15 protein-coding genes and 1 pseudogene are annotated in these 21527 nt (G+C 49.2%); 6 read left to right on the forward strand and 10 right to left on the reverse strand.

Translation table 11 applies throughout. The annotated features are described in order from the left end of the window. The first annotated feature begins 162 nt into the window (after positions 1 to 162). Entirely contained in the window at positions 163 to 1734 is a 1572-nt protein-coding gene (locus EA26_RS06685) for a BCCT family transporter (RefSeq protein WP_039425907.1), read from the forward strand. A 196-nt stretch (positions 1735 to 1930) separates the two neighbouring features. Next, entirely contained in the window at positions 1931 to 3814 is a 1884-nt protein-coding gene (locus EA26_RS06690) for a methyl-accepting chemotaxis protein (RefSeq protein WP_039425921.1), read from the forward strand. A gap of 75 nt (positions 3815 to 3889) precedes the next feature. Here EA26_RS06690 and EA26_RS06695 read toward each other — a convergent pair whose 3' ends face one another. Together EA26_RS06695 and EA26_RS06700 are read right to left on the reverse strand one after the other, a co-directional pair. Continuing rightward, positions 3890 to 4603, reverse strand: a complete 714-nt coding sequence (locus EA26_RS06695) for a 3'-5' exonuclease (RefSeq protein ID WP_039425924.1) — start codon at positions 4601 to 4603, stop codon at positions 3890 to 3892. An 8-nt stretch (positions 4604 to 4611) separates the two neighbouring features. Then, a complete protein-coding gene (locus tag EA26_RS06700; protein ID WP_039425927.1) occupies positions 4612 to 6495 on the reverse strand; it encodes a DUF294 nucleotidyltransferase-like domain-containing protein in 1884 nt (627 codons plus the stop codon). A 224-nt stretch (positions 6496 to 6719) separates the two neighbouring features. On the opposite strand from EA26_RS06700, the gene EA26_RS06705 reads away from it, so the two are divergent. Beyond that, on the forward strand, positions 6720 to 7355 hold the full coding sequence (locus tag EA26_RS06705) for a hypothetical protein (RefSeq protein WP_039425929.1): 636 nt from the start codon (positions 6720 to 6722) through the stop codon (positions 7353 to 7355). A 71-nt stretch (positions 7356 to 7426) separates the two neighbouring features. Here EA26_RS06705 and EA26_RS06710 read toward each other — a convergent pair whose 3' ends face one another. From EA26_RS06710 to EA26_RS06720, 3 genes are all read right to left on the reverse strand, one after another. Continuing rightward, complete coding sequence (locus EA26_RS06710) at positions 7427 to 8617, reverse strand: amino acid aminotransferase (RefSeq protein WP_039425939.1); 1191 nt, start codon at positions 8615 to 8617, stop codon at positions 7427 to 7429. Between the two features lie 334 nt (positions 8618 to 8951). Next, positions 8952 to 10403, reverse strand: coding sequence for an HD domain-containing phosphohydrolase (locus tag EA26_RS06715; protein ID WP_039425951.1), 1452 nt, complete (start codon positions 10401 to 10403; stop codon positions 8952 to 8954). Positions 10404 to 10625: 222 nt separating this feature from the next. Beyond that, positions 10626 to 10925: a hypothetical protein gene (locus tag EA26_RS06720; RefSeq protein ID WP_039425953.1), complete on the reverse strand. Its 300-nt coding sequence runs from the start codon at positions 10923 to 10925 to the stop codon at positions 10626 to 10628. A gap of 239 nt (positions 10926 to 11164) precedes the next feature. Between EA26_RS06720 and EA26_RS06725 the strand changes: the two are divergent. Continuing rightward, positions 11165 to 12570, forward strand: a pseudogene (locus EA26_RS06725) (aminotransferase-like domain-containing protein). Positions 12571 to 12647: 77 nt separating this feature from the next. Then, the gene (locus EA26_RS06730; RefSeq protein WP_039425957.1) at positions 12648 to 12857 is read left to right on the forward strand and encodes a hypothetical protein; all 210 of its coding nucleotides are present in this window, start codon (positions 12648 to 12650) and stop codon (positions 12855 to 12857) included. A 61-nt stretch (positions 12858 to 12918) separates the two neighbouring features. Here the strand turns inward: EA26_RS06730 and asnS are convergent, their stop codons facing one another. Further along, positions 12919 to 14319, reverse strand: coding sequence for an asparagine--tRNA ligase (gene asnS / locus EA26_RS06735; RefSeq protein ID WP_039425960.1), 1401 nt, complete (start codon positions 14317 to 14319; stop codon positions 12919 to 12921). Positions 14320 to 14487: 168 nt separating this feature from the next. After that, entirely contained in the window at positions 14488 to 16113 is a 1626-nt protein-coding gene (locus EA26_RS06740) for a methyl-accepting chemotaxis protein (RefSeq protein WP_039425963.1), read from the reverse strand. A gap of 292 nt (positions 16114 to 16405) precedes the next feature. Here EA26_RS06740 and queD point away from each other — a divergent pair, with 292 nt between their 5' ends. Further along, positions 16406 to 16765 carry a 6-carboxytetrahydropterin synthase QueD gene (gene queD, locus EA26_RS06745; RefSeq protein ID WP_039425965.1) on the forward strand — a complete coding sequence of 120 codons (360 nt, stop codon included), beginning with the start codon at positions 16406 to 16408 and terminating at the stop codon, positions 16763 to 16765. A gap of 173 nt (positions 16766 to 16938) precedes the next feature. On the opposite strand, the gene EA26_RS06750 is transcribed toward queD, so the two are convergent. The 3 genes from EA26_RS06750 to EA26_RS06760 are packed head-to-tail and all read right to left on the reverse strand — an operon-like array spanning position 16939 to position 21461. Then, positions 16939 to 18309, reverse strand: coding sequence for an efflux transporter outer membrane subunit (locus EA26_RS06750; RefSeq protein WP_039425966.1), 1371 nt, complete (start codon positions 18307 to 18309; stop codon positions 16939 to 16941). Further along, positions 18310 to 20274, reverse strand: coding sequence for a MacB family efflux pump subunit (locus tag EA26_RS06755; RefSeq protein ID WP_039425971.1), 1965 nt, complete (start codon positions 20272 to 20274; stop codon positions 18310 to 18312). After that, complete coding sequence (locus EA26_RS06760) at positions 20274 to 21461, reverse strand: efflux RND transporter periplasmic adaptor subunit (RefSeq protein WP_039425976.1); 1188 nt, start codon at positions 21459 to 21461, stop codon at positions 20274 to 20276. The genes EA26_RS06755 and EA26_RS06760 overlap by 1 nt, the downstream gene beginning before the upstream one ends. Positions 21462 to 21527 lie beyond the last annotated feature (66 nt).

A 21527-nucleotide genomic window follows, 5' to 3' on the forward strand; every position in this document is an offset into this window, starting at 1 on the left:
AAAGCCGTAAACTCCGATTTTCAAGCCTTTCTTTTGCTGTTAATTTGCATTTATACGATGTTTTCTGTTAGTTTAATAACCGATATTTTGGAAATATGTATTGTATTCTAATTATTTCCTTGATTGGTACATTTTAGAAAAAGCATTTTTAAGTGAGTGAGAATGACGACAGGTATAGATAAGTACAGTATTGATAGTACAGACTACACGGTTGGTCAGGACAATGTTCAACGATGGGGTTTTGATGTCCATAACCCAGTGTTTGGCATTAGCGCAGGTTTGGTTGCGCTGTTTCTGATTGCCGCATTGGTACTCGACGCCCACACCGCCAAGACGGTGCTCGATGGCATCAAATGGCAAATTATCGGGTCATTTGATTGGTTGTTTATCTGGTCCGGTAATATTTTTGTGGTGTTTTGCCTGGCATTGATCGTTTCACCTATGGGTAAGATTCGTTTGGGCGGTTCTGATGCCGTAGCGGACTACTCTTTTCTATCTTGGCTAGCCATGTTGTTTGCAGCAGGGATGGGAATTGGTTTGATGTTCTGGAGTGTTGCCGAGCCGGTGGCTTATTTTACCGGATGGTATGAAACCCCATTGAATGTTGCTGCGAATTCACCGGAAGCGGCCAAACTGGCTCTGGGTGCGACCATGTTTCACTGGGGTTTACATCCTTGGGCGATTTATGGCGTTGTGGCCTTATCAATGGCCTTCTTTGCCTACAACAAAGGCCTGCCACTTTCGATGCGTTCGATCTTTTATCCTTTACTGGGTGATCGCGCTTGGGGTTGGGCAGGGCACATTGTCGATATTCTGGCGGTTGTCGCCACCTTGTTTGGCTTAGCGACATCGCTTGGCTTGGGGGCTCAGCAAGCAGCGAGTGGTATCCACCATGTGTTTGGAATTGAAGCAGGCCTGAGCCTACAGATCATTGTGATCGTCGCGGTGACGCTTCTCGCAACCATTTCAGTCATTCGTGGCATTGATGGCGGGGTTAAGGTCATCAGTAACATCAACATGTTGGTCGCTTTTGCGCTGCTTGGTTTGGTGGGTTTGATCGGTTGGGCGGTGAGCCTTGGCTCTGTGCCAACAACTTTGATGGCCTATGTTGAGAATATTATCCCGCTCAGTAACCCAATGGGGCGTGAAGATGAAGCTTGGTTCCAAGGCTGGACTGTCTTCTATTGGGCGTGGTGGATCTCTTGGTCACCATTTGTCGGCATGTTCATTGCGCGTGTTTCAAAAGGGCGCACAGTTCGTGAATTCATGACTGCGGTTCTCTTGGTACCAACAGCGGTAACATTGCTTTGGATGTCGGTGTTTGGCGGTATGGCTATCGATCAAGTGATCAATGGCGTTGGTGAGCTAGGTGCCAAAGGACTAACCGACGTGCCTTTGGCGATGTTCCAGATGTTTGACCAACTGCCATACGGCACTATGTTGTCAGTGATTGCAGTGGTATTGGTGCTGGTTTTCTTCATCACCTCATCTGACTCCGGTTCTCTGGTGATCGACTCGATTACCGCCGGCGGTAAGATGGATGCGCCAGTCCTGCAACGTATTTTCTGGGCATTTATGGAAGGTGCTATTGCGGTGGCACTGCTTTGGATTGGTGGTACAGAAGCAATTCAAGCATTGCAAGCGGGGGCGATTTCGACGGCGTTACCTTTCACCTTTATCCTCTTGGCGATGTGTGTCAGCCTGCTTTTAGGTATGCGTACCGAAAAACAGTAGTCACTTTTTTTATGTGCTTATAAGGCCAGCTTATCAAGCTGGCTTTATTTTGTCGTACGGTATAAAAATGGCGATGTAACCATCTGGAATACAAGGGGTTACTGCTTAGTTGGCGACGGATAATACGTGCATGTGATGGGTTTTATGTGTAGTATCACGGACGAAAATTTGTTCCCCCAACTGAAATCTGACAACAATGAAATTGACACTAAAGCAAAAGCTCATAGGCGCAAGTCTGTCAGCGGTAGTGATCATGGCTGCCGCCTTAACCTGGCTGTCCGCAGGACAGCTATCCAACCAAACCCGTAATGGCGTATATGCCCGCGCGCAAAGCCTCGGTGAAGCGGCGGCGCAAGGCATTTCTGATTGGATTTCGATCCGCAAGAACATTGCCAAAGCTTTTAATGACTACAGCGAAGAAAGCGATGTTGTGCCGTATCTACAGCAAGCGCGCAAAGCGGGTGGTTTTGACGATATTTTCCTAGGAACACCTGCGGGTGAGATGTACCGTTCGCATCCAGAGCGTAACCGTGCCGATTACGATCCCCGCGTGCGTCCTTGGTATAAAGATGCCAGTGCAGCGGGTAAGCAGATCATTACAACCGCCTATCAAGATGCGATTACCAATGCGCTGTTGGTGACGATCGCCGAACCTGTGCGTCACAACGGCAAACTGGTTGGTGTAGTGGGTGCAGACGTTCTGATTGATCAATTGATCAATGACGTAATCAGTCTAGATGCGGGCAAAAATGCCCATGCAATGTTGATTGATACACAAGACGGCACATTCTTGGCACATCCAAACAAAGCGCTTTCGCTTAAGCCTGTGAACACTCTGCTGAAACAATTTACCATGCAGGATATTGAGCGAGCGGCGTCACAAGGCGCGATTGAAGAAGCGATCGTCAATGGCCAGCAAAAGCTGTTCTACTTCGTCAAAGTACCTCAAACGCCGTGGATGTTTGCGATTGAAATGGATCGCGCTACCGAAGAGGCCAGCTTGAGCCAACTGATGCGCGAAATGCTCATCACCGCCACCCTAATCACTGCCGCTGTTATTGCTGCTGTCTACTGGCTGGTGGGCTTTTTGTTCCGCGACCTTGGCCGCGTTTCTCATGCGTTGGAAGAAATTGCCTCCGGTGAAGGGGATCTTACTCAGCGCCTAGAGCCGCGCAGTGACGATGAAGTGGGCAATCTGGCGGAAAACTTCAACCGTTTTGTGGGTAATATGCACACTATGGTCAGCAAGTTGAGCGAAGTCTCTGCATCACTGTCTGAACAAGCCAAAATGACCGCACAGCAAGCTGAGGAGCGTAGCCAACGTATTTCATTGCAGCAAGATGAAATAAACATGGTGGCGACCGCAGTCAACGAGATGGCGGCTGCGACACAAGAGATTGCAGGTAATGCTGATCACACAGCGCAAAATGCGGAAGAAGCGGTGTCTGCGTGCGTTCACGGTTCTTCACAAGTGACGCAAACGCAAGGCTCTATTCAGAACTTGTCACAAGAAGTGCAAGTGGCGACCAATGTAATTCAAGAGCTGGAAGCGCACGGCAACAGTATCAATACCATTCTTTCAACCATTCAGGGTATTGCAGAGCAAACGAACTTGCTGGCACTCAATGCGGCGATTGAAGCGGCGCGTGCGGGCGAGCAAGGGCGCGGTTTTGCAGTGGTTGCGGATGAAGTTCGTGTACTGAGTCAACGCACTCACGCGTCAACGCAAGAGATCCAGCAAACCATCGAGAAGCTGCAGAGCACCACGTCACAGGCGGTTGGCATTATGGACGACAGTCGTGCACTGGCGCTGACCAGCGTTGATGATGCCAACTCGGCGGCGGTAAGCTTAACGCAAATCCATACGGCTGTTGTACGTATTAGCGATATGGCGACGCAAATTGCATCGGCGGCGGAAGAGCAGGCATCGGTAACCACCGAAATCACCCGCAATACCGAAGGCATTCGCGATGTGTCAAACGAGCTGGCTGCCGAGGCGCATGAAGCGGCGGCGCAAGCCAGCATGTTGTCGGATCTTTCTCATGAACTTGAGCAAGAGATCAGACGCTTTAAGCTGTAAGACAAAGTCTAATGTGAAGAGGAGCCAAGTGCTCCTCTTTTGTTTTGTTGGGTTTAAAAGCCTAAAGCCTAAAGCCTAAAGCCAGAACTCACCGACGGCGCTTTGTGCATCGTAGTGATGGGCAAATTGCGCTTGCAACAGTTCAGCGGTGGCGATGGCATCGGTCAATGCATGATGGGCGCTGTAGTCAGGCAAACCATAGCGTCGCCGAGTCTGGGCGAGGCGCAGCGAAGGCAGTTTGACGCCTTTTAAGCGCCGCCACCATCCGCCCTTGGTTTGACTAAGATAATCTGATTCGAGCTGTAATGTATCCAGCAGCGGAAACTCAATCCCTTCACCGATACGCTGTCTTAATGCGGCATCAAAGAAATCGCGTTCGATATGGCGATAATGAACCACCACCACTTTTCCGGCTAACTGTTGCAATACCTCGTCAAGAATCGTCTCGAGATCCGGTGCATGCTCAATATCGCTGTGAGTAATGCGATGAATGACGATAGACTCTTCGCTGAGGTTTTGCCGTGGACGCACCGTCCAATGGTGGGCTTGGTTTAGGTAAATGCGCTGCAGATCAAACGGCACTAAGCCAATCGAGAGAATATCATCACTGCGTGCGTCTAATCCGGTGGTTTCAAAGTCCAACGCCACCATCTCAAGCTCGTTTATGGGGGTGCAAGCGAGTGGCAGTGGCTGAGCATAGAAGCGTTGCAAGCGAGCATCTTGCACACGCTGGCATTTTTGAGCAAACTTTTGCTGCCATTCAAGGGGAGCAGGTTTAAATAACGACATATTTTCCCTTATTTAAAACTGTTGCCAGCTTGATAGCGAAACTTCAGGAAGTTCTGCGCATTGCTTAGGATCTGAAAGGCATCTTTGAGTGTTCTGCGTTCAAAATCCGACAGGTTTTCGGGTTCGATATTGTTATCAGGTTCAATACCGTTTTGCACATCCACAGCCTGATGGCGGATGCGTACCATAGAGATAAATTCCAACGCATCTTTGAGGTTTTGTGCGCGCCCTTTAGGCAGAATGCCGGCATCAATCACATCGTCGAGCCTCTCAAACGAGTTTCTGGCACTCGACCCGACCGCTAACGCATGGACGCGAATGAGATCGGCCAATGGCGCAGTGCCACGTCGCTTGAGGTTAATCGAATTGTTGTGACGGCCATCTTTCTCCATCACAAAATCTTTAAAAAAGCCCAGAGGTGGCGTGCGATTCAGAGCGTTACGCGCCAAACAGGCGAGAAAACGGGGCGTCTGTTTGGCTTTGTTGACGATAAAATCGGTCAACTGCGATGCCCATGTGAGCTCTCCGTACACGCCATCCAAATCAAAGAAAATCGAGGCATTGAGCAAGGCCTTCGGGTTAGGATCATCAATCCAGTCAGCAAAGCAATCACGCCACTGCGCACGTGTCATGCGCCAAATCGGGTTAGTCGCCATAATATCGCCAGTGCAATATTTGTAACCACACTCGTTGAGTGCATCACATACCAGCTCGGCAAATTGGCTGAAATAAGCGTCGTGCTTTTCGGCACGGTAGCTGTCGGCAAGGATGATGGCGTTGTCTTGGTCGGTCACCAACAATTGCTCGTCACGTCCCATAGAGCCCAATGCGAGAAAACAGTAGTCAATGGGTGGTGGGCCGAGACGTTCTTCGGTCAACTCAATAATGCGCTGCTTGAAGCTGCGGCCAATCACCGACATGGCACTACCGACCATGTGTGAGTTGGCATCTTCGTTCACTAGGCGGACAAAGCTGTTTTTCACTTCTTGCGCCAGTTGCGCGAGATCCTCAAAGCTCTGCTGTTGAAAAATGCGGCTGACCAAGAGCAGAGAGCTCTGAGATTCATAACGGACAATATCCGTCGCTTCGACAATCCCGAGCGGCTTTTTCCCCTGCATGATAGGCAAATGGTGCACATTGTGCCTGAGCATGGTCAGCATGGCTTCATACACATAGGCGTTATGATCGAGTGAGATCACTTGATCTGTCATCACACTACCAACTGCATCTTGTGGTGATTTTCCCTGAGCCAACACACGGGTGCACAAATCGCGGTCTGTGATGATACCGACCACGGGAGCCAATGAGGAAGAGGCTTGGGCGTTGGAATCTAACACCAGCAGGGAAGAGACGTGTTCATTGGCCATCATCTCCGCGGCACTTTGGATCGACTGAGTGCTCTCAATGGTTGGTGCATCACGGGTCAGTAAGGTACGAACTTTTGAGGTAGTGAGGTCGTTCGCTTCTTTGGTCTCAAGTACCGCTTGGCGCAATCGGGTACTCTTTTCCACCTCAACAAAGTCCGCGAAGGAATCAAAGTGGTCGTAGAGCGATTGGAAAATGGTTTCCGGAATGCAATAGAGCAACGAATCTTCCACCGCTGTGACGGGAAATTTGACTCGGTTGTTGGTGAGCAAAGCCATTTGACCAAACAGGGTACCTTCGTCTAAACGATTGTAAAGCTCGCCTTTGCGGCGGTAGACTTCCACCACGCCACTGCGCAGCATAAAAAGATCATGAATTTCATCACCACTGCGAATAATAGGTGTATCTTTTCGGTAGTAAGAAATCTCGATGTGCTGGGTAACATTGATCAGTGTCTCTTCAGGAAGCTCACTAAACGGCGCGTGTTGCGAGAGAAAGTTAAGAATTTCGGTTAATTCAGCATCCATATTCAAACCTTTTGGGTTTAGAGCCTATGGTGACCCGTAAACATTGATATGCAGGTGGACTGTTATCTTACCTCAAACCGAGCTCATTTTCTGCTTTCGTGACTGAAAGGGAGCGAGGTCTCGTCTTAAGAGTCTGTTTTGAACTAAGATTGTAAAGCTTAGGTAAGAGCAATGATGGATTGCCGCACCTTGGCTGAGAAATTACCAATGAAGAAGGATGTAGAATGGTAAGACACAATGGGTTAGTGCTTTTGGTTGCCCTCAGTGCTACTGGGTGGGCGCAGCAAAGTGACGAAAAGCCAGCAGAGTCCAAACAAGTGTATCGCCACTTTTCTGCGGTGGCTGGTTCTGGCACGACAAACAAAGACTGGTTTAACGGAGCAAACGCGTCATTTTTTGAGTTGCGATTAAGTAAGCCACTGTTTTCTGGATGGCTGTTGGATGTGGACTACTCAGCGCAGTTTTTTCATCCTGATGATTCTACTTCGCGAGTTGACCGATTACTCTTTTCTGGCGGTTATCACTATGACCTTACGGCGGCGTTAGATGTGTACTTACTTTACGGTATCGGTGCACTGCGCTATGAGCAGACAGACAACAAAACCGATAAACTGCTCGATTCGCAATCCGATATGCTGCAAGGCGCAAAGCTAGGGTTTAACTATTTGATTAACCGGGAAATGACGCTCACTTTGGAAGGCGAATTTACCCGCAGTGACTGGGTGGATGAGGACAACATCAAACTGGCATTCAACTATCAATGGAATGATGTCTTTGGCACTGGCATTTTTTACAAATATCGTGATGCAGGCAAAGATTACATCAACGAAGGTGGTATCAGCGCACGCGTGATCTATTAGCGTTTTACCCAGTGATTGAATTTAAAAAGGCCGAGAAACTCGGCCTTTGCTTTTGCATCTTTCGTAGCTGATTACAGCACTTGTGTAAGAGCTTTGCACAGAGGGCCCATGTTCTCTTTGGTCATACCCGCTACGCTGATACGCCCAGAGCCGACGATGTAAATGGCAAATTCTTCTTTCAGGCGCGCTACTTGCTCTTTGTTTAGACCTGAGAAAGAGAACATGCCGTTTTGGCGTTCGATAAAGCTGAAATCAGCATCCACGCCTTCCGCTTTAAGCGTCGCCACGAACAGCTCACGCATCTCTTGAATGCGGTCACGCATTTCTGCCACTTCAGCTTCCCACTCAGCACGTAACGCGGCATCACTTAGGATGTATGTAACCACGGCGCTACCGTGCGCAGGTGGGTTAGAGTAGATAGAACGGATGATGGCTTTCACTTGAGAGAAGGCCGTTTCCGCAACGTCTTGGTTTTCAGCCACTAGGGTAAACGCACCCACACGTTCGTTGTACAGGCCAAAGTTCTTCGAGAAGGAACTCGCAACGAGGATCTCTTTGTTGTACTTAGCAAAAGTACGCAGACCTTGCGCATCTTCCTCGACACCTTTAGCAAAGCCTTGATAAGCGAAATCGAACATCGGCAGCAGGCCTTTTTCGGCCACCAGTTTCGCCAGTACTTCCCACTCTTGTTCGGTTGGGTCGATACCTGTCGGGTTATGGCAGCATCCGTGAAGCAACACCACATCACCAGCACTGGCTTTTTCTAGATCCGCGACCATGGCAGCGAAGTCTTTGTCTTTAGTTTGCGCGTTGTAGTAGCTGTATTCCGTCGTTTCAAGGCCAGCGGCTTTAAACACACCGTGGTGGTTTGCCCAAGTTGGGTTGCTGATCCAGATCTTTACGTCGCCCAGTTGGCGTTTGATGAACTCGCCAGCCACACGCAATGCACCCGTACCACCCGGCGCTTGGGCGGTTTTAGCGCGTAGAGAAGCGAGGATGTCTGAATCCTCACCGAAAAGTAGTTTCTGAACCGCCAGAGCGTATTCCGCGGTGCCTTCGATAGTCAGGTAAGACTTGGTTTTCTCGGTTTCAACTAAAGCAGCTTCTGCTTTTTTCACCGTTGCAAGAACAGGGGTTTCACCTTGTTCATTCTTATAAATACCAACACCAAGGTTAATTTTCCCCTGACGAGGGTCTTTTTTGAACTCTTCAGTCAGGCCAAGGATCGGGTCAGCCGGGGCGGCAACTACTTTTTCAAACATAATCTTCATCCATGTTAAATCGAAGGGGTAGGTCTGTTTATGTTTCAGTGCTAAGGCGCAGAAGTCAATGAAACATAATCAGACCCGCTCGTTTATCTGGAAACGCATATGTCTGCGAGCATCTGGCAAAGTAGCAGCGAATGCTGACGAATAAGATTGGAGCAGACGGTGTATATTTATACCTTTCTGCCAGATCAGTGACAACACCTAGTGGCAGGAAAAGTTAAAATAATTTTGATTTGATCGCGAAGTGTCAATGAATTGCGAATTTTCATAATAAAACACCTTGGAAACAGCGACTTTCCAAGGTGTAAAAAGCAAACGACTGGTCTTATCAGTCTTGACCATCTTTGTAGCGCGCCGCAATCACGCAGAAATCTTGCTCTACGGCAAGAAAAGCGTCGACAACCTGCGGGTCAAAATGTTTTCCTCGTCCTTCTAAGATAATTTCTCGCGCTTTTTCATGGCTAAATGCCGGCTTGTAAACCCGTTTGGAGATAAGTGCATCATAAACATCGGCCAGTGCCATCAAGCGTCCGGAAAGTGGGATCTCTTCACCGGAGAGTTTATTAGGGTAACCGGAACCATCCCATTTTTCATGGTGAGTGAGGGATATTTCCTTGGCGACTCGCAGAAAAGAGCTCGAACCCATACGTTTTTCGGCGATAGAGAGTGCATCTGCGCCGATCTGCGGGTGGCCTTTCATGATGGCAAATTCTTCATCGGTAAGCTTTCCGGGCTTGAGTAGCACGCTATCAGGAATGCCCACTTTACCCACATCGTGTAGTGGAGCGGACTTGTATAACAGATCAATGTATTTGGCTGTCAGTAGTGATTGGTGTTGTGGGCTTTGTGCCAAAAAGGTGGCGAGTGCTCGCACATATTCTTGGGTGCGAATGATGTGCGCGCCTGTTTCGTTGTCCCGAGACTCAGCAAGTGCGGCTAGGCTGACGATGGCAACGTCGCGGGTGGTTTGCACTTCATCCTGCGCCGATTTTAAGCTATCGAGCATTTTATTGGTGAGCGAGGCCATGGCACCCAGTTCGTTGTGCTCAAAAACCGGCAAGCGCTGGCTGATGTCGCCTTGCGTCACGAGTTGCAACTTACGCTCTTGGCTTAGTAGGACTTTCTTCATCAATTTGCTCCAAAGGAGCAAAATCGCAACAACATAACCGCCAAGGACTAAGGCAAGATAGATAAACTCTTTGATAATACTGGTTTTTCCGCTGCCATCGAGCAACCGTTCTGGGTTGTGTTCCAGCCAGAAAATGTCTTTGACGGCCACCATGGTCAGCATAATGGTTAATGCGCCGATTAAAATAATCATCATCACAATCAACTGTTTAACAATAGATTGCCGTTGTCCGGTCAGTTCCAACGGGTAAGTATTTTCAGACGATAAAGTGTCGAATTGTTTGGTTCTCGCCTCCAATTGCAACAAAAGGCCAGTAAAAAAGCCAAACAGCGTCATACCGAACAGTACCTTGAGGTTACTGTCGATAGTGAAGTCATATTGCAGATTGTAATAGATGGCTAGAGGAAGGCTGCCAACAAAAAACAAACTGGTGTCTAAGCGCGCGAAGAGAAGCGCCTGGCTCCAACGATGATGAATAAGCACAAAGTGGCGCAGGACATACATCACAACAAAGACACACGCGGTTTGTGCCAGCACTTCTATTGGTGTAAGTGAAGCCAACATTGGGCAGACTCGGCCACCGTAGGTGCCAAAAATGAGAGCAGCGAGAAAGTAAAGCTTTAATGTAAGAGACGAGTTGTAGTAGGTCATGTGGCTGGCCGTGACGGAAAAGGGATCTGTTTAGAGTAAAGCATCTTCTGCCAATTGCGCTAGCGTACCGTTATGCCTGACATGGCAAATAATGGGCACTTTATCGCGTCATGGCTCTGACAGATAACGTATAGCTAGGAGCGAAGCGAAGAAAAAACGCCCGTGATTTGGGCGTTTTTTCATATAGCTTGAGCGATTCGTTTCCGCTGGGCCGCTAGGTTGCTATTTTTTCAGATCAAACTCAGATTCGATGGCGTTGGTTTCTATCTCTGGGTTGTCAGCCAATTTTTTGCTCGCCCAATCATTGACTTGTTTTACAATGGCTTTGAGCGCGTGCGTTTTGGTCGCTTGAACACCACTCTCTATTTCTAGCTTCTGTTTGGGGTGAGATCCTGTCGCATCTTCTGCAATATGCAGCCAATCTGGATGCCAGTAGTATGGCTGACCTGAAGGTGTGCTCCAGCTATGAACACCATTCGATTCGCCTTTGTATTGGATATCATCTGCGTTATATTTCTTCATGTTTTCCATCTCTTGGTTAAGGGACAGCTGCGCTTGCTGTCACGCAAATTACAGTAAATGTAACAAAAGAATATAAAAATAACGTGAAGCTCATCTCGTTATTTTTAGGCTAGGTGACGTTAAACCTGCGAAGGTCTCAATTCAGCATTTTTCTCTCTCGAATTTGCATGAGCTATGAAAAAATCACGCCTTATTGATTAATAGAGCAACGTTTTAGCACAAATCTACCTGAGGACATTATGAGTCGTTACCGCCAACTTGCGGAGCTATTTAAAACACAGATCCAACAAAAAACATGGCGAGCGGGGGAGAAACTGCCCTCAGTCCGAGCGACCAGCCGCAGCCACGCTGTCAGCCCTGGTACGGTATTGCAAGCCTACCAACTGTTAGAGTCGCAGGGGTGGATCAGTGCAAAACCGCAATCGGGCTATTTTGTTACGCCGGACTTAGCGCGTTTTGCCGATACGAGAGCGACTAGTCCTGCCATACGACAATCCATTGACGACGAGCTGTATGATTTCCTCAAACACCAAAGTAATAAAGCTGCGGTGCCATTGGGTTCGGCTTTTCCAGACCCGAGTTTGTTTCCACTTACGGCGCTAAATCGCAACTTGGCCAGTTCTGGGCGTAAGATGTCGGTAGATTTGCTGGCTGACAACCTACCGCCCGGTTGTGAATCGTTGCGCCGGCTGATTGCGCAGCGCTATATACAGCAAGGGATGGACATCTCACACGACGACATTGTGATCACCTCAGGCGCGTTGGAGGCACTTAACCTCAGCCTTCAGGCCGTGGTCAATAAAGGGGATTATGTGGTTATCGAAGCCCCGACTTTCTATGGTGCGCTGCAAGCGCTTGAGCGTTTGGGGCTAAATGCGATTGAGGTGCCAGTTGATGCCACTTCAGGGCTCTGTTTAGGCCGCCTTGAAGAAGCCTTTGCCAATCACCCAGTTCGCGCTTGTTGGCTGATGACCAATTTTCATAACCCGACTGGAACTACGCTGAGTGCGGATAAAAAACAAGCGGTCATGGACTTAGCAAACCGCTACGACGTGGTGGTGATTGAAGATGATGTTTACGCGGAACTTTCATTTGCCATGCCAAGACCGCTGCCTTTAAAAGCGTATGATCAACAAGATCGTGTTTTGCTTTGTGGCTCGTTTTCCAAATGTTTATGCCCGGGTTATCGCATCGGTTGGGTGGTGAATCAAACCTACCACGAGCGCATTCAAAAGTTGCAACTGGTGTCAACCTTGTCAGGCAGTGCGCCTGTGCAACTTGGTGTTGCGCACTATTTGCAGCATGACAGTTATGAAAATCACCTGAGAAAATTGCGCAAAAGTTTATCAGCGCGTCAGCAGAAAATGGTCGATGCCATCAAGGTCTCTTTTCCACCAGAGGTCAGTTTTTTGTGCCTCAAGGCGGTTATTTTCTATGGCTCAAGTTACCCGATGGGGTAAATAGCCTTGAGGTCTACCAAAAGCTACTCGAATCTGGAATGACTTCCGCTTACGGTGGATTGTTTGCTCGTGACGATCGCCATGACAACTATTTAAGGCTAAATAGCTCATTTTCTGAGCGTGATGACTTTATTCCAGTCATGGAAAAAATGGCGCAGGTGATTTGCTCTCTAAGAACTGTTTAGCGATTTTCAAGCGGAACTGTACCAGAGTGATGTCCACCTTTTGTGTTTCAATCGAGGCACAAACTGAGGAGGTAATCATGGCAAAACAGGCTGTGAAAGATGAAGTGAGGTTGATCGGTATCGCCATTTTCAGTGCTTTGCTGTTGGTGTTTGCGCATTTGATCTTGGCGAAATCCTTCGCTCAATTGGTATGGACAGAGTACACCGCGGCGGTGATTCCATTTGTGCTGCTTGCCCTGTGTGTGGTGGGCGTAAGGTACGCACAACGTGCAGATCAAAATGGCTAACAGCAGCCATGAAAAAGGCCTCCAAACTTGGAGGCCTTTGTGTATTAAGCTTCTGTTTAAATTAGAAGTTTGCAGAGCGTGGTGTACGTGGGAATGGGATCACGTCACGTACGTTGCCCATACCCGTTACGTAAGAAACCAGACGCTCGAAGCCTAAACCAAAGCCTGCGTGTGGCACGGTGCCGTAACGGCGCAGGTCACGGTACCAGCTCATGTGCTCAGGATCGATACCCATTTCCACCATACGTGAATCTAGGACGTCTAAACGCTCTTCACGCTGAGAACCACCGATGATTTCGCCAATGCCAGGGGCAAGAACGTCCATCGCTGCCACGGTTTTACCATCGTCGTTGAGACGCATGTAGAACGCTTTGATGTCTTTCGGGTAGTTCTTCACGATCACTGGCGCTTTGAAGTGTTCTTCTGCAAGGTAACGCTCATGTTCAGAAGACATGTCGATGCCCCATTCCACAGGGAACTCAAACTCGCGGCCAGAATCCAGCAGGATTTGGATCGCATCAGTGTAATCTACTTGAGCAAAGTCAGAGCTAACGAATTGCTCAAGACGGGTGATGGCATCTTTGTCGATACGGCTGGCGAAGAATTCAAGATCGTCACGACGTTCCTCAAGTACCGCGGCGAATACATATTTCAGCATATCTTCCGCAAGCTTCGCGATGTCGTTGAGATCCGCAAACGCCACTTCAGGCTCCACCATCCAGAATTCCGCAAGGTGACGGCTGGTGTTTGAGTTTTCCGCGCGGAACGTTGGGCCAAATGTGTAGATCTTGCTCAGAGCACACGCATACGCTTCGCCGTTAAGTTGACCAGATACGGTTAGGAAAGTCTCTTTACCGAAGAAATCTTCGTTAAAGTCGACATCGCCGTTTTCTTTACGTGGCAGGTTAGCCAGATCCAGTGTGGATACACGGAACATTTCACCCGCACCTTCTGCGTCGGATGCCGTGATCAATGGGGCAGATAGCCAGTAGTAGCCTTGCTCATGGTAGAAACGGTGGATAGCCTGAGACAGCGTATGGCGAACACGAGCGACCGCACCGATGACGTTGGTACGTGGGCGAAGATGAGCCACTTCACGTAAGTACTCAATTGAGTGACGAGTTTTCGCCATTGGGTAAGTGTCAGCGTCTTCAACCCAGCCAACCACTTTTACTTCTGTGGCCGCCAGTTCAAACGCTTGGCCAGACGCTGGGGACTCAACAACCTTACCGGTTACTTCAACAGAGCAGCCCGTGGTGAGCTTTAATACTTCGTCGTTGTAATTATTCAGATTATTTGGGACCACGGCCTGAATCGGGTCGAAACAAGAGCCGTCGTAGATGGCAAGAAAAGAGATTCCAGCTTTGGAATCACGACGTGTACGGATCCAGCCGCGTACAGTGACTTCACTGTCTACTGCCAGCTTACCGCTTAATACGTCTTTTACAGGCGCGTAAGTCATGTTTTAAATAATCTCCATTGAGGTAAACATTCAACCCAATGCTTTGCTTAGTTGTTCAAAGATTAAGCGAAACATTGGGTTGGGTAGAATTTTACAGATTCAACGAAACATATTACCTGTCAAATCGTCAGCATCAACCTTTAATGTTCATTCCAACAAAGAAATTAGCTATTTTGCTCTGACTTTGCTCTCTGTTAAGGAGAATTGGTTGAGCAGAAGCTCTAAACGCTCAGACAGTTGCTCAAGTTCGATACTAATGTTTCTTGCTTCAGTGGCAGAGCGTGAGGTGTCGTCTGCGTGTCTGGCGATGGTATCGACCGTGGTCTGTACCGACATGCAACTTGCGCCAGCCGATTCAGTTTGCATTTGGATATGTTTGGCGTGTTCGAGCACTTGGTGCATCTCTTCCACCATGTTGCGGATGGTATCAGACAGGGCTTCGACTTCTAATGAGCGTTGATGCGCATTCTCCGATACTTTCGCCACTGCTTGCAGCGATTCAGAGCTGCCTTGTTGGAAGCTGGTGATAATCGCGCCGATGTTGCCGGTAGCTTCAGAAGTGCGAGAGGCGAGGTTACGTACCTCATCGGCCACCACCGCAAATCCACGCCCTTGTTCACCCGCCCGCGCTGCTTCAATCGCCGCGTTGAGTGCCAGCAAGTTGGTTTGATCAGCAATACCGTGAATGACGCTCAAAATAGAAGAAACTTCATCGGTTTGCGCGTTGAGTTGGGTAAAGCGATCGCGCACTTTATCAATATCACCCACCAAGTTCTTAATATCTTCACTGGCGTTGTGCGCCAATGAAGCACTGTTGCTTGCGACATCGACAGTGTGGTTAACCAGTTTGGTCGTGTTAACGGTCGCTTGTTCGACTTCCGATTGCTGCTGCTGAACGCCTTCGATCGCCGATTGCACGGCTGTGGTTTCGCGCTGCTGGTTGTTAACCGCATCGTCGGTAGTCTGAGCGACTCGCGTCAAGCGGTTGGCAGAATCAGCTAACGAATGTGACGTCTCTTGGACTTTATGCAGACTGTCTGTAACGGTTTCCATGAAGGAGTTAATCGATGTGGCCAGCAAGCCCACTTCATCGTTTTGTTTGGTGTCTAGTCGCTGTGAGAGATCTTTGCTTTCACTGACTTTGGTCATAAATTGCGACGTGAATTGAATAGGGCGCACTATGATGCGTCGGATAAGGCTCATGGTAATCAAAAAGCCGACGAAAGCGATCGAAGACATGATAGCCATCGCCAAAAGTGCTTGCTTGTTAATCAGCGAATTAACATGGCTTAAGTTGTATTCCAACCGGATTGCACCTAATACTTCACCTTCCGGTGCCATGTGGCAGGCAACACAGTTGGTACCACGATAGTTTTCACTGGATTTCATCGGCAGCGCCACCACAATACCTTGCCCCCAGCTCGCTTCAATCGGCTCTATGACCAATTCGCCCGCCAAAGCCCTAGCATCAATTTCATCAGTGGGCGTCTCATTGGCATTTCCCGGTCCATAGAGCTTGCTGACGGCGTCTGAGCGCAGCACTTTGACTTGCTCTATGCCTTCTTGCGCCAAGGCTTTTTGCCGTAACGTCTCTTTTTGTGCCATGGTGCCTGTTAGCATCATCATGTTGAGGCTGTCAAAATAGTTACTCGCTTTATCGTGCAGTTGTTCGCTCAACACGGAATTTATCAGCAGTTTCTGCTGATAGTATTGATACAGAGTAGACACCGCAAGGACGCAGCTAAAAACCGTAATGAGGGCTATCAGAAGTTTAAACGTAATGGTTGAGCGCATAGGTTCTAATTATGTATGGATAAGACTCTGTTATTTTAGAAGGGATTAGAAAATGTCGTGAATGTGAGATTGTACGAATGTGATGCCATACAAAGTGTGGTTATTGTAAATGTGATGTGAGTGCGTTGTGAATGCTTTATTGACTGTGTGTGTTATTTGACACTATGTGAGCACGTTGGCATTTTGTACAGACAAGGGCTTGTTGCTGCTTTAGTCAAACCACGAGGTATTTCTTGTCTGACAAGCAAGAAATCCTTAGTATTGCGTCTCTTTTGAAAGCCCGAGAATTACGATGAGAACCGAATTATACAAAGAGTTCATGTTTGAAGCTGCCCATCACCTTCCACATGTTCCAGAAGGTCATAAATGTGGACGTTTGCATGGCCATTCATTCTTAGTTCGTTTGTACGTGGAAGGTGAAGTGGATCCGCATACAGGTTGGGTGGTTGACTTTGCTGAGATCAAAGCGGCATTTAAGCCCATTTATGATCGCTTGGATCACTACTACTTAAACGACATTGAAGGGCTAGAAAATCCAACCAGCGAAGTGTTGGCAAAATGGATTTGGCAGCAGCTCAAACCATCTCTACCACTGCTGAGTAAAGTTGAGATTAAAGAAACTTGTACCGCAGGTTGTATCTACTCAGAATAGTTGAGACACGTTGATAAAAAAGGCCTAGCGATTTGCTAGGCCTTTTTTATCAACTCACCCATAGCTTACGTGTGTCAGACAGAGTTGATATTTCAAGTTAATGAAGTTTCAGTACTTTTGGGTAATGGCGTGTGTGCCTATTTAAGCCAAAAGCCCTGAAACTTCGAGAAACTCTACTCCTTGATGAGGTCCGCACCGCCCAAACTTTGGTAAAGCGTGGCGAGATTGACCAATTGGTTGTAACGGTTTTCCAGTACGGAAGCCTTAGCGCTGCGCTCGTTCTCTTGAGCATCGAGTAGCGTCGCGATATCAATCGCCCCATATTGGTATTGGCTGCGATAAATTCGCGCCACTTCAGCGGCATTGTCATACTGACTTTGCAACTTTTCGGCTTGGAAATGGTAATTCTCTTTTGCCGATAGCGCATTCTCCACGTCAGCGAATGCCGCATACAAGGTTTGACGATACGCAATGATCGCAGCTTGATACTTCACGTCTGCAATGTCTCGGTTGAGCTGCATCTCATTCCAGTTGAGAAACGGTAAAGTCAGATCGGCCCCAAGCGTACCAAGCGGATCGCTTAGCAGTTTACGCAGTTCCGTCGAAGAGCCACCCAAAGCGCCTGTCAAGGTCAACGCAGGAAAGTAGCTGTTGTCACTGTAATCTTTTGTTGCGAGGGCGGACTTAAGCTCTAGCAGCGCTTGTTTAACATCGGGGCGACGGGCGAGCACATCGGCTGGCACGCCAGCAGCGATCTCGGGCAGGGCAGACTCAGGTAACGCGGGGATCTGCGCGGCCAGATCCTGTGGCGGCTGGTCGAACAACAGGCTGAAAGCATTCACGGCCTCGCTTCGTTGCTGCAAATAGTTGCGATGGGTCGCTTCTAAACCCGCCAAAGTTCGTCTGGCTTCCAGCACATGAATTTTGGACACAGAGCCGTGACGATACTGACTTTCACTTAGCGCAAGCGTTTCTTGTGCATCCTGAATGTCATGGCTGCTAAGTGCCACTCGCTGATTCAAATAGCCAATCTGCCAATAAAGCTGAGCGGTGGTCGCAACCAGGCTTTGCGCCGTTGCTTCGCGCTCCTCTTGCGTCGCCAATGCGGTCCACATCGCGGCATCTTCCGCCGCCGCCAGTTTACCCCACAAGTCCAGCTCATAACTCACGCCCAGTTTGGCTTGGTAGTTTGCCGAACTGTCTCCGCCTTCAAGGGATTGACTGCGACTGGCCGCAAGGTTGGCTGATAAGTCGGGGTGAGTGTCACTTACCGCCAGCCCGGCTTGTAACCTTGCTTGTTTCAGCGTCAAAGTGGCCAAAGCTAAATCATTGTTGCTAGCGAGTACTTTCTCTACCCACTGTTCAAGCTGCGGATCTTGAAAACGCTGCCACCAATGGCTTACAAGTACGCTAGATGGCTGAGAGTAAGTTTGCCACTGCTCAGGGATGTGCAGATTTTGTTCTGGCAAGGTTGAACGAGAAGCGCAGCCACCGAGCAACAGCAGAGAAAGCGCCAAAGTGCAATAACGTGGATTCATCATCATTTACTCCCGTGCCAAGGCATCGATTGGATTGAGCTGCGCGGCATTTTTTGCTGGTAAATAGCCAAACAGAACGCCAATGAGGGTGGAACAGGCAAACGCAGAAATAATCGACGCCGCGGAATAAATCATGCTGAAACTGCTGCCGAAGGTAGCAAACAGCACACCGATCAAATACGCCACGCCGATACCAATCGCACCGCCGCATAAACAGACTAAAACCGCTTCAATCAAAAATTGACGTAGAATGTCGCTTTGCCTCGCGCCAACCGCCATCCGTACGCCAATTTCGCGGGTACGCTCGGTCACTGAAACCAGCATGATGTTCATGACACCAATCCCGCCGACAATCAGCGAAATCACCGCGATGGCTGAGATGAGCAGCGTCATAGTCGCTGTGGTTTTCTGAATGTTTTGCGCAATGGTGTCGGTGTTAATGGTAAAGAAGTCCTGTGTGCCGTGACGCATTTTAAGTAGGGCGATAATCGCCTGTTCAGCGGCATCGCTTGGGGTGTTATCGTTGACACGCACGGAAATGCGGTCGAGATAATTCTTACCAACCATGCGCGCACTGACAGTGGTGTAGGGCAGCCAAATGTTAAGAGAATCGCTGTTGCCAAAGGCACTCTCTTTCGCTTTCGTGACGCCAATAATGCGGATAGGCAAATTGCCGGCGAAGATCACCTCGCCAATCGGGTTTTGATTGGCAAACAGCGATTTCAGCGTGTTGCTGTCAATCACCGCTTCTTGCGCCATCGTGGTGACACTGGACTTGTCCCAAAATTGGCCTCGGCTGAGCTCATAGCCTCGCACACGAAAATAGTCTGGCCCGACGCCTTGCACCGATGCGGTGACGGCTTGATTGCCATACTTCAGAGTGACAGAGGTATTGAGCGACGGAGTGACACTGTCAACAAAAGACAACTGACTCAAGGCATCAGCATCGGCGGCGGTGAGGGTGCGCACTCGCCCAGAGCGCCGATCGCCAAAACCCTTGCCGGGCATCACATCAATGGTATTGGTGCCCATGGAGGAGATGCTATCGAGGATCGACTTTTGCGAGCCGTTGCCAAGTGCGACCACAGAGACCACAGACGCAATGCCAATGATGATGCCGAGCATAGTGAGAAATGTGCGTAGACGGTGGTTCGACATCGCCAGCAGCGCCATTTTTAATGCTTCCCAAATATCGTCAAATAGCCTGCGGCTGCGGCTGCGAGCAAGTGCCGTTGCGTTTTCTGCTTGCGCCAGTGCGTCTTGATTTTGGCTGATTTGTTGTTTTTTGGTGACGTTGTCACTCAAGATCTCACCGTCTTTGATCTCAATGATGCGATCCGCGTGCTCAGCCACTTGCATGTCGTGGGTGACAAGGATAATGGTGTGGCCGAGATGATGCAGTTCTTGTAAAAGCCGCATCATTTCTTCGCCACTTTTACTGTCTAATGCACCTGTCGGCTCATCAGCGAGGATCACATCGCCGCCGTTGATTAAAGCGCGAGCGACAGAAACCCGTTGCTGCTGGCCGCCGCTGAGCTGATTGGGCTTGTGATCTAGCCGATCAGATAAGCCAAGGCGACGTAACAGTGCCGCTGCGCACTCTTGACGAGCGTTTTTGTCATAGCCAGCATAAATGGCAGGGATTTCAACATTACCAAGTGCGGTGAGATCGCCGAGCAGATGGTAGCGTTGGAAGATAAAGCCAAAATATTCGCGGCGCAGTCGAGCAAGTTCATCGCTGCCGAGCAACGACGTATTTTGCCCATTGATCCAGTATTCACCCTCACTGGCTTGGTCAAGGCAACCCAAAATGTTCATTAAGGTTGACTTTCCAGAGCCGGAAGCGCCCACAATGGCGACCATCTCGCCGCGCTCAATGCATAGGTTGATGTTGTTGAGTACCGTCAGGCTCTCTTCTCCGGCGGTAAAACGGCGATAGACGTTACGAATTTGCAGTAATGGCTGTGACATCAGAAGCGTATCCCCTGCGGTCCCATCCGACGGCCTGATGAGGTCGCGCTTTGCCCTGGCATGCCGAGAATCACTTGTTCGCCTTCCGCTAAGCCTGAGGTAATTTGTGCGTTGACTTTGTTGTTGATGCCGACAGTGACATCACGCAGAACCTCTTTACCATTTTCCAAAACGGGCACTTGGTAACGATCCTTGGCTCCGGGTTGGCGAATCAATACCTGCGAGGGGACCAACAAAGCATCGTTGGCTTGGTCCAGAACCACCGACACTTGCGCTGTCATACCAATACGCAGAACGCGATCCGGGTTGTCAACCTCAAATAGGCCGTGATAGTAGATGGCTTCATCGTTGCTGACTGACAGGTCTTTATCGTCGCCATCCATTAGCGTAGGGCCCGGTTCAATCGCACGCAAAGTGCCGTGATAGCGCTTGTTCGGTTTGCCTAGAATGGTGAAATAGACGGGTAATCCGGGTTGGACATTGACCACATCGGCTTCGGAAATCTGTGCTTTGATGGTCATTTTGTCCAGCTTTGCCAGCTCAATAATGGTTGGCGTGGTTTGGTTGGCATTGACCGTTTGTCCCTCTTCCACCGCACTATAAACAACTGTGCCGTCAAATGGGGCGCGAATGGTGGTGTAACCTAAATCCAGTTTGGCGTTATCGACGCTGATTTTGGCGCGTTCCAGTTCGGCTTTCAGTTGCTCCAGCTCTGCTTTATAAATGGTTAACGACGCTTCGGCGCTTTCGTAATCCGAGCGTGAACTGGCGTTGTCCGCCAGCATGCCTTTTTGCCGGTTGTACTCAGCTTGGGCTTGATGGATTTGTGCCTGTTTGGCGCGTATTTGCGCATTGAGGCTGTTTAGTGCTGCATTGGCTTCTTTAAGGCTGTTTTGCTGAGTCAGGCTGTCTATCTGCGCGACCAGATCATCCTGTTTCAGTTCGTCTCCTAACTGGGCGGCGAGCTTTTCGATCTGCCCGGAAACTTGCGCGCCGACAGCGACCAACTTGGACGCTTGCAGCATGCCGGTTGCCAGCACCGTTTGTTCTATGTTGCCGCGACGGACGGTTTCGGTCGCAAAGCTCAAAGGCGCTTGCTGCGGATAAAAAAAGTAGCCGACCGTGCTGGCGAGCAGGATGATTGCCAGAAATATCAGCAGTTTTTTCTTGAGGGTGGCTTTTGACATGGGCTTGTTTATCAACGTTGAGGTAGAAAAATCGTGAGCTCTATTTATAAGCCGATCACAAATTGA

The organism is Vibrio navarrensis (genome assembly GCF_000764325.1).
Taxonomy (GTDB): domain Bacteria; phylum Pseudomonadota; class Gammaproteobacteria; order Enterobacterales; family Vibrionaceae; genus Vibrio; species Vibrio navarrensis.

Excerpts from the sequence above, each read along its gene's own strand:
- asnS (WP_039425960.1), bottom strand. The coding sequence starts at position 14,319 with ATGACTTACGCGCCTGTAAAAGACGTATTAAGCGGTAAGCTGGCAGTA.
- EA26_RS06760 (WP_039425976.1), bottom strand. The coding sequence starts at position 21,461 with ATGTCAAAAGCCACCCTCAAGAAAAAACTGCTGATATTTCTGGCAATC.
- EA26_RS06710 (WP_039425939.1), bottom strand. The coding sequence starts at position 8,617 with ATGTTTGAAAAAGTAGTTGCCGCCCCGGCTGACCCGATCCTTGGCCTG.
- EA26_RS06755 (WP_039425971.1), bottom strand. The coding sequence starts at position 20,274 with ATGTCACAGCCATTACTGCAAATTCGTAACGTCTATCGCCGTTTTACC.
- EA26_RS06695 (WP_039425924.1), bottom strand. The coding sequence starts at position 4,603 with ATGTCGTTATTTAAACCTGCTCCCCTTGAATGGCAGCAAAAGTTTGCT.
- EA26_RS06700 (WP_039425927.1), bottom strand. The coding sequence starts at position 6,495 with ATGGATGCTGAATTAACCGAAATTCTTAACTTTCTCTCGCAACACGCG.
- EA26_RS06720 (WP_039425953.1), bottom strand. The coding sequence starts at position 10,925 with ATGAAGAAATATAACGCAGATGATATCCAATACAAAGGCGAATCGAAT.
- EA26_RS06730 (WP_039425957.1), top strand. The coding sequence starts at position 12,648 with ATGGCAAAACAGGCTGTGAAAGATGAAGTGAGGTTGATCGGTATCGCC.
- EA26_RS06740 (WP_039425963.1), bottom strand. The coding sequence starts at position 16,113 with ATGCGCTCAACCATTACGTTTAAACTTCTGATAGCCCTCATTACGGTT.
- EA26_RS06685 (WP_039425907.1), top strand. The coding sequence starts at position 163 with ATGACGACAGGTATAGATAAGTACAGTATTGATAGTACAGACTACACG.
- EA26_RS06750 (WP_039425966.1), bottom strand. The coding sequence starts at position 18,309 with ATGATGATGAATCCACGTTATTGCACTTTGGCGCTTTCTCTGCTGTTG.
- EA26_RS06705 (WP_039425929.1), top strand. The coding sequence starts at position 6,720 with ATGGTAAGACACAATGGGTTAGTGCTTTTGGTTGCCCTCAGTGCTACT.
- EA26_RS06690 (WP_039425921.1), top strand. The coding sequence starts at position 1,931 with ATGAAATTGACACTAAAGCAAAAGCTCATAGGCGCAAGTCTGTCAGCG.
- queD (WP_039425965.1), top strand. The coding sequence starts at position 16,406 with ATGAGAACCGAATTATACAAAGAGTTCATGTTTGAAGCTGCCCATCAC.
- EA26_RS06715 (WP_039425951.1), bottom strand. The coding sequence starts at position 10,403 with ATGACCTACTACAACTCGTCTCTTACATTAAAGCTTTACTTTCTCGCT.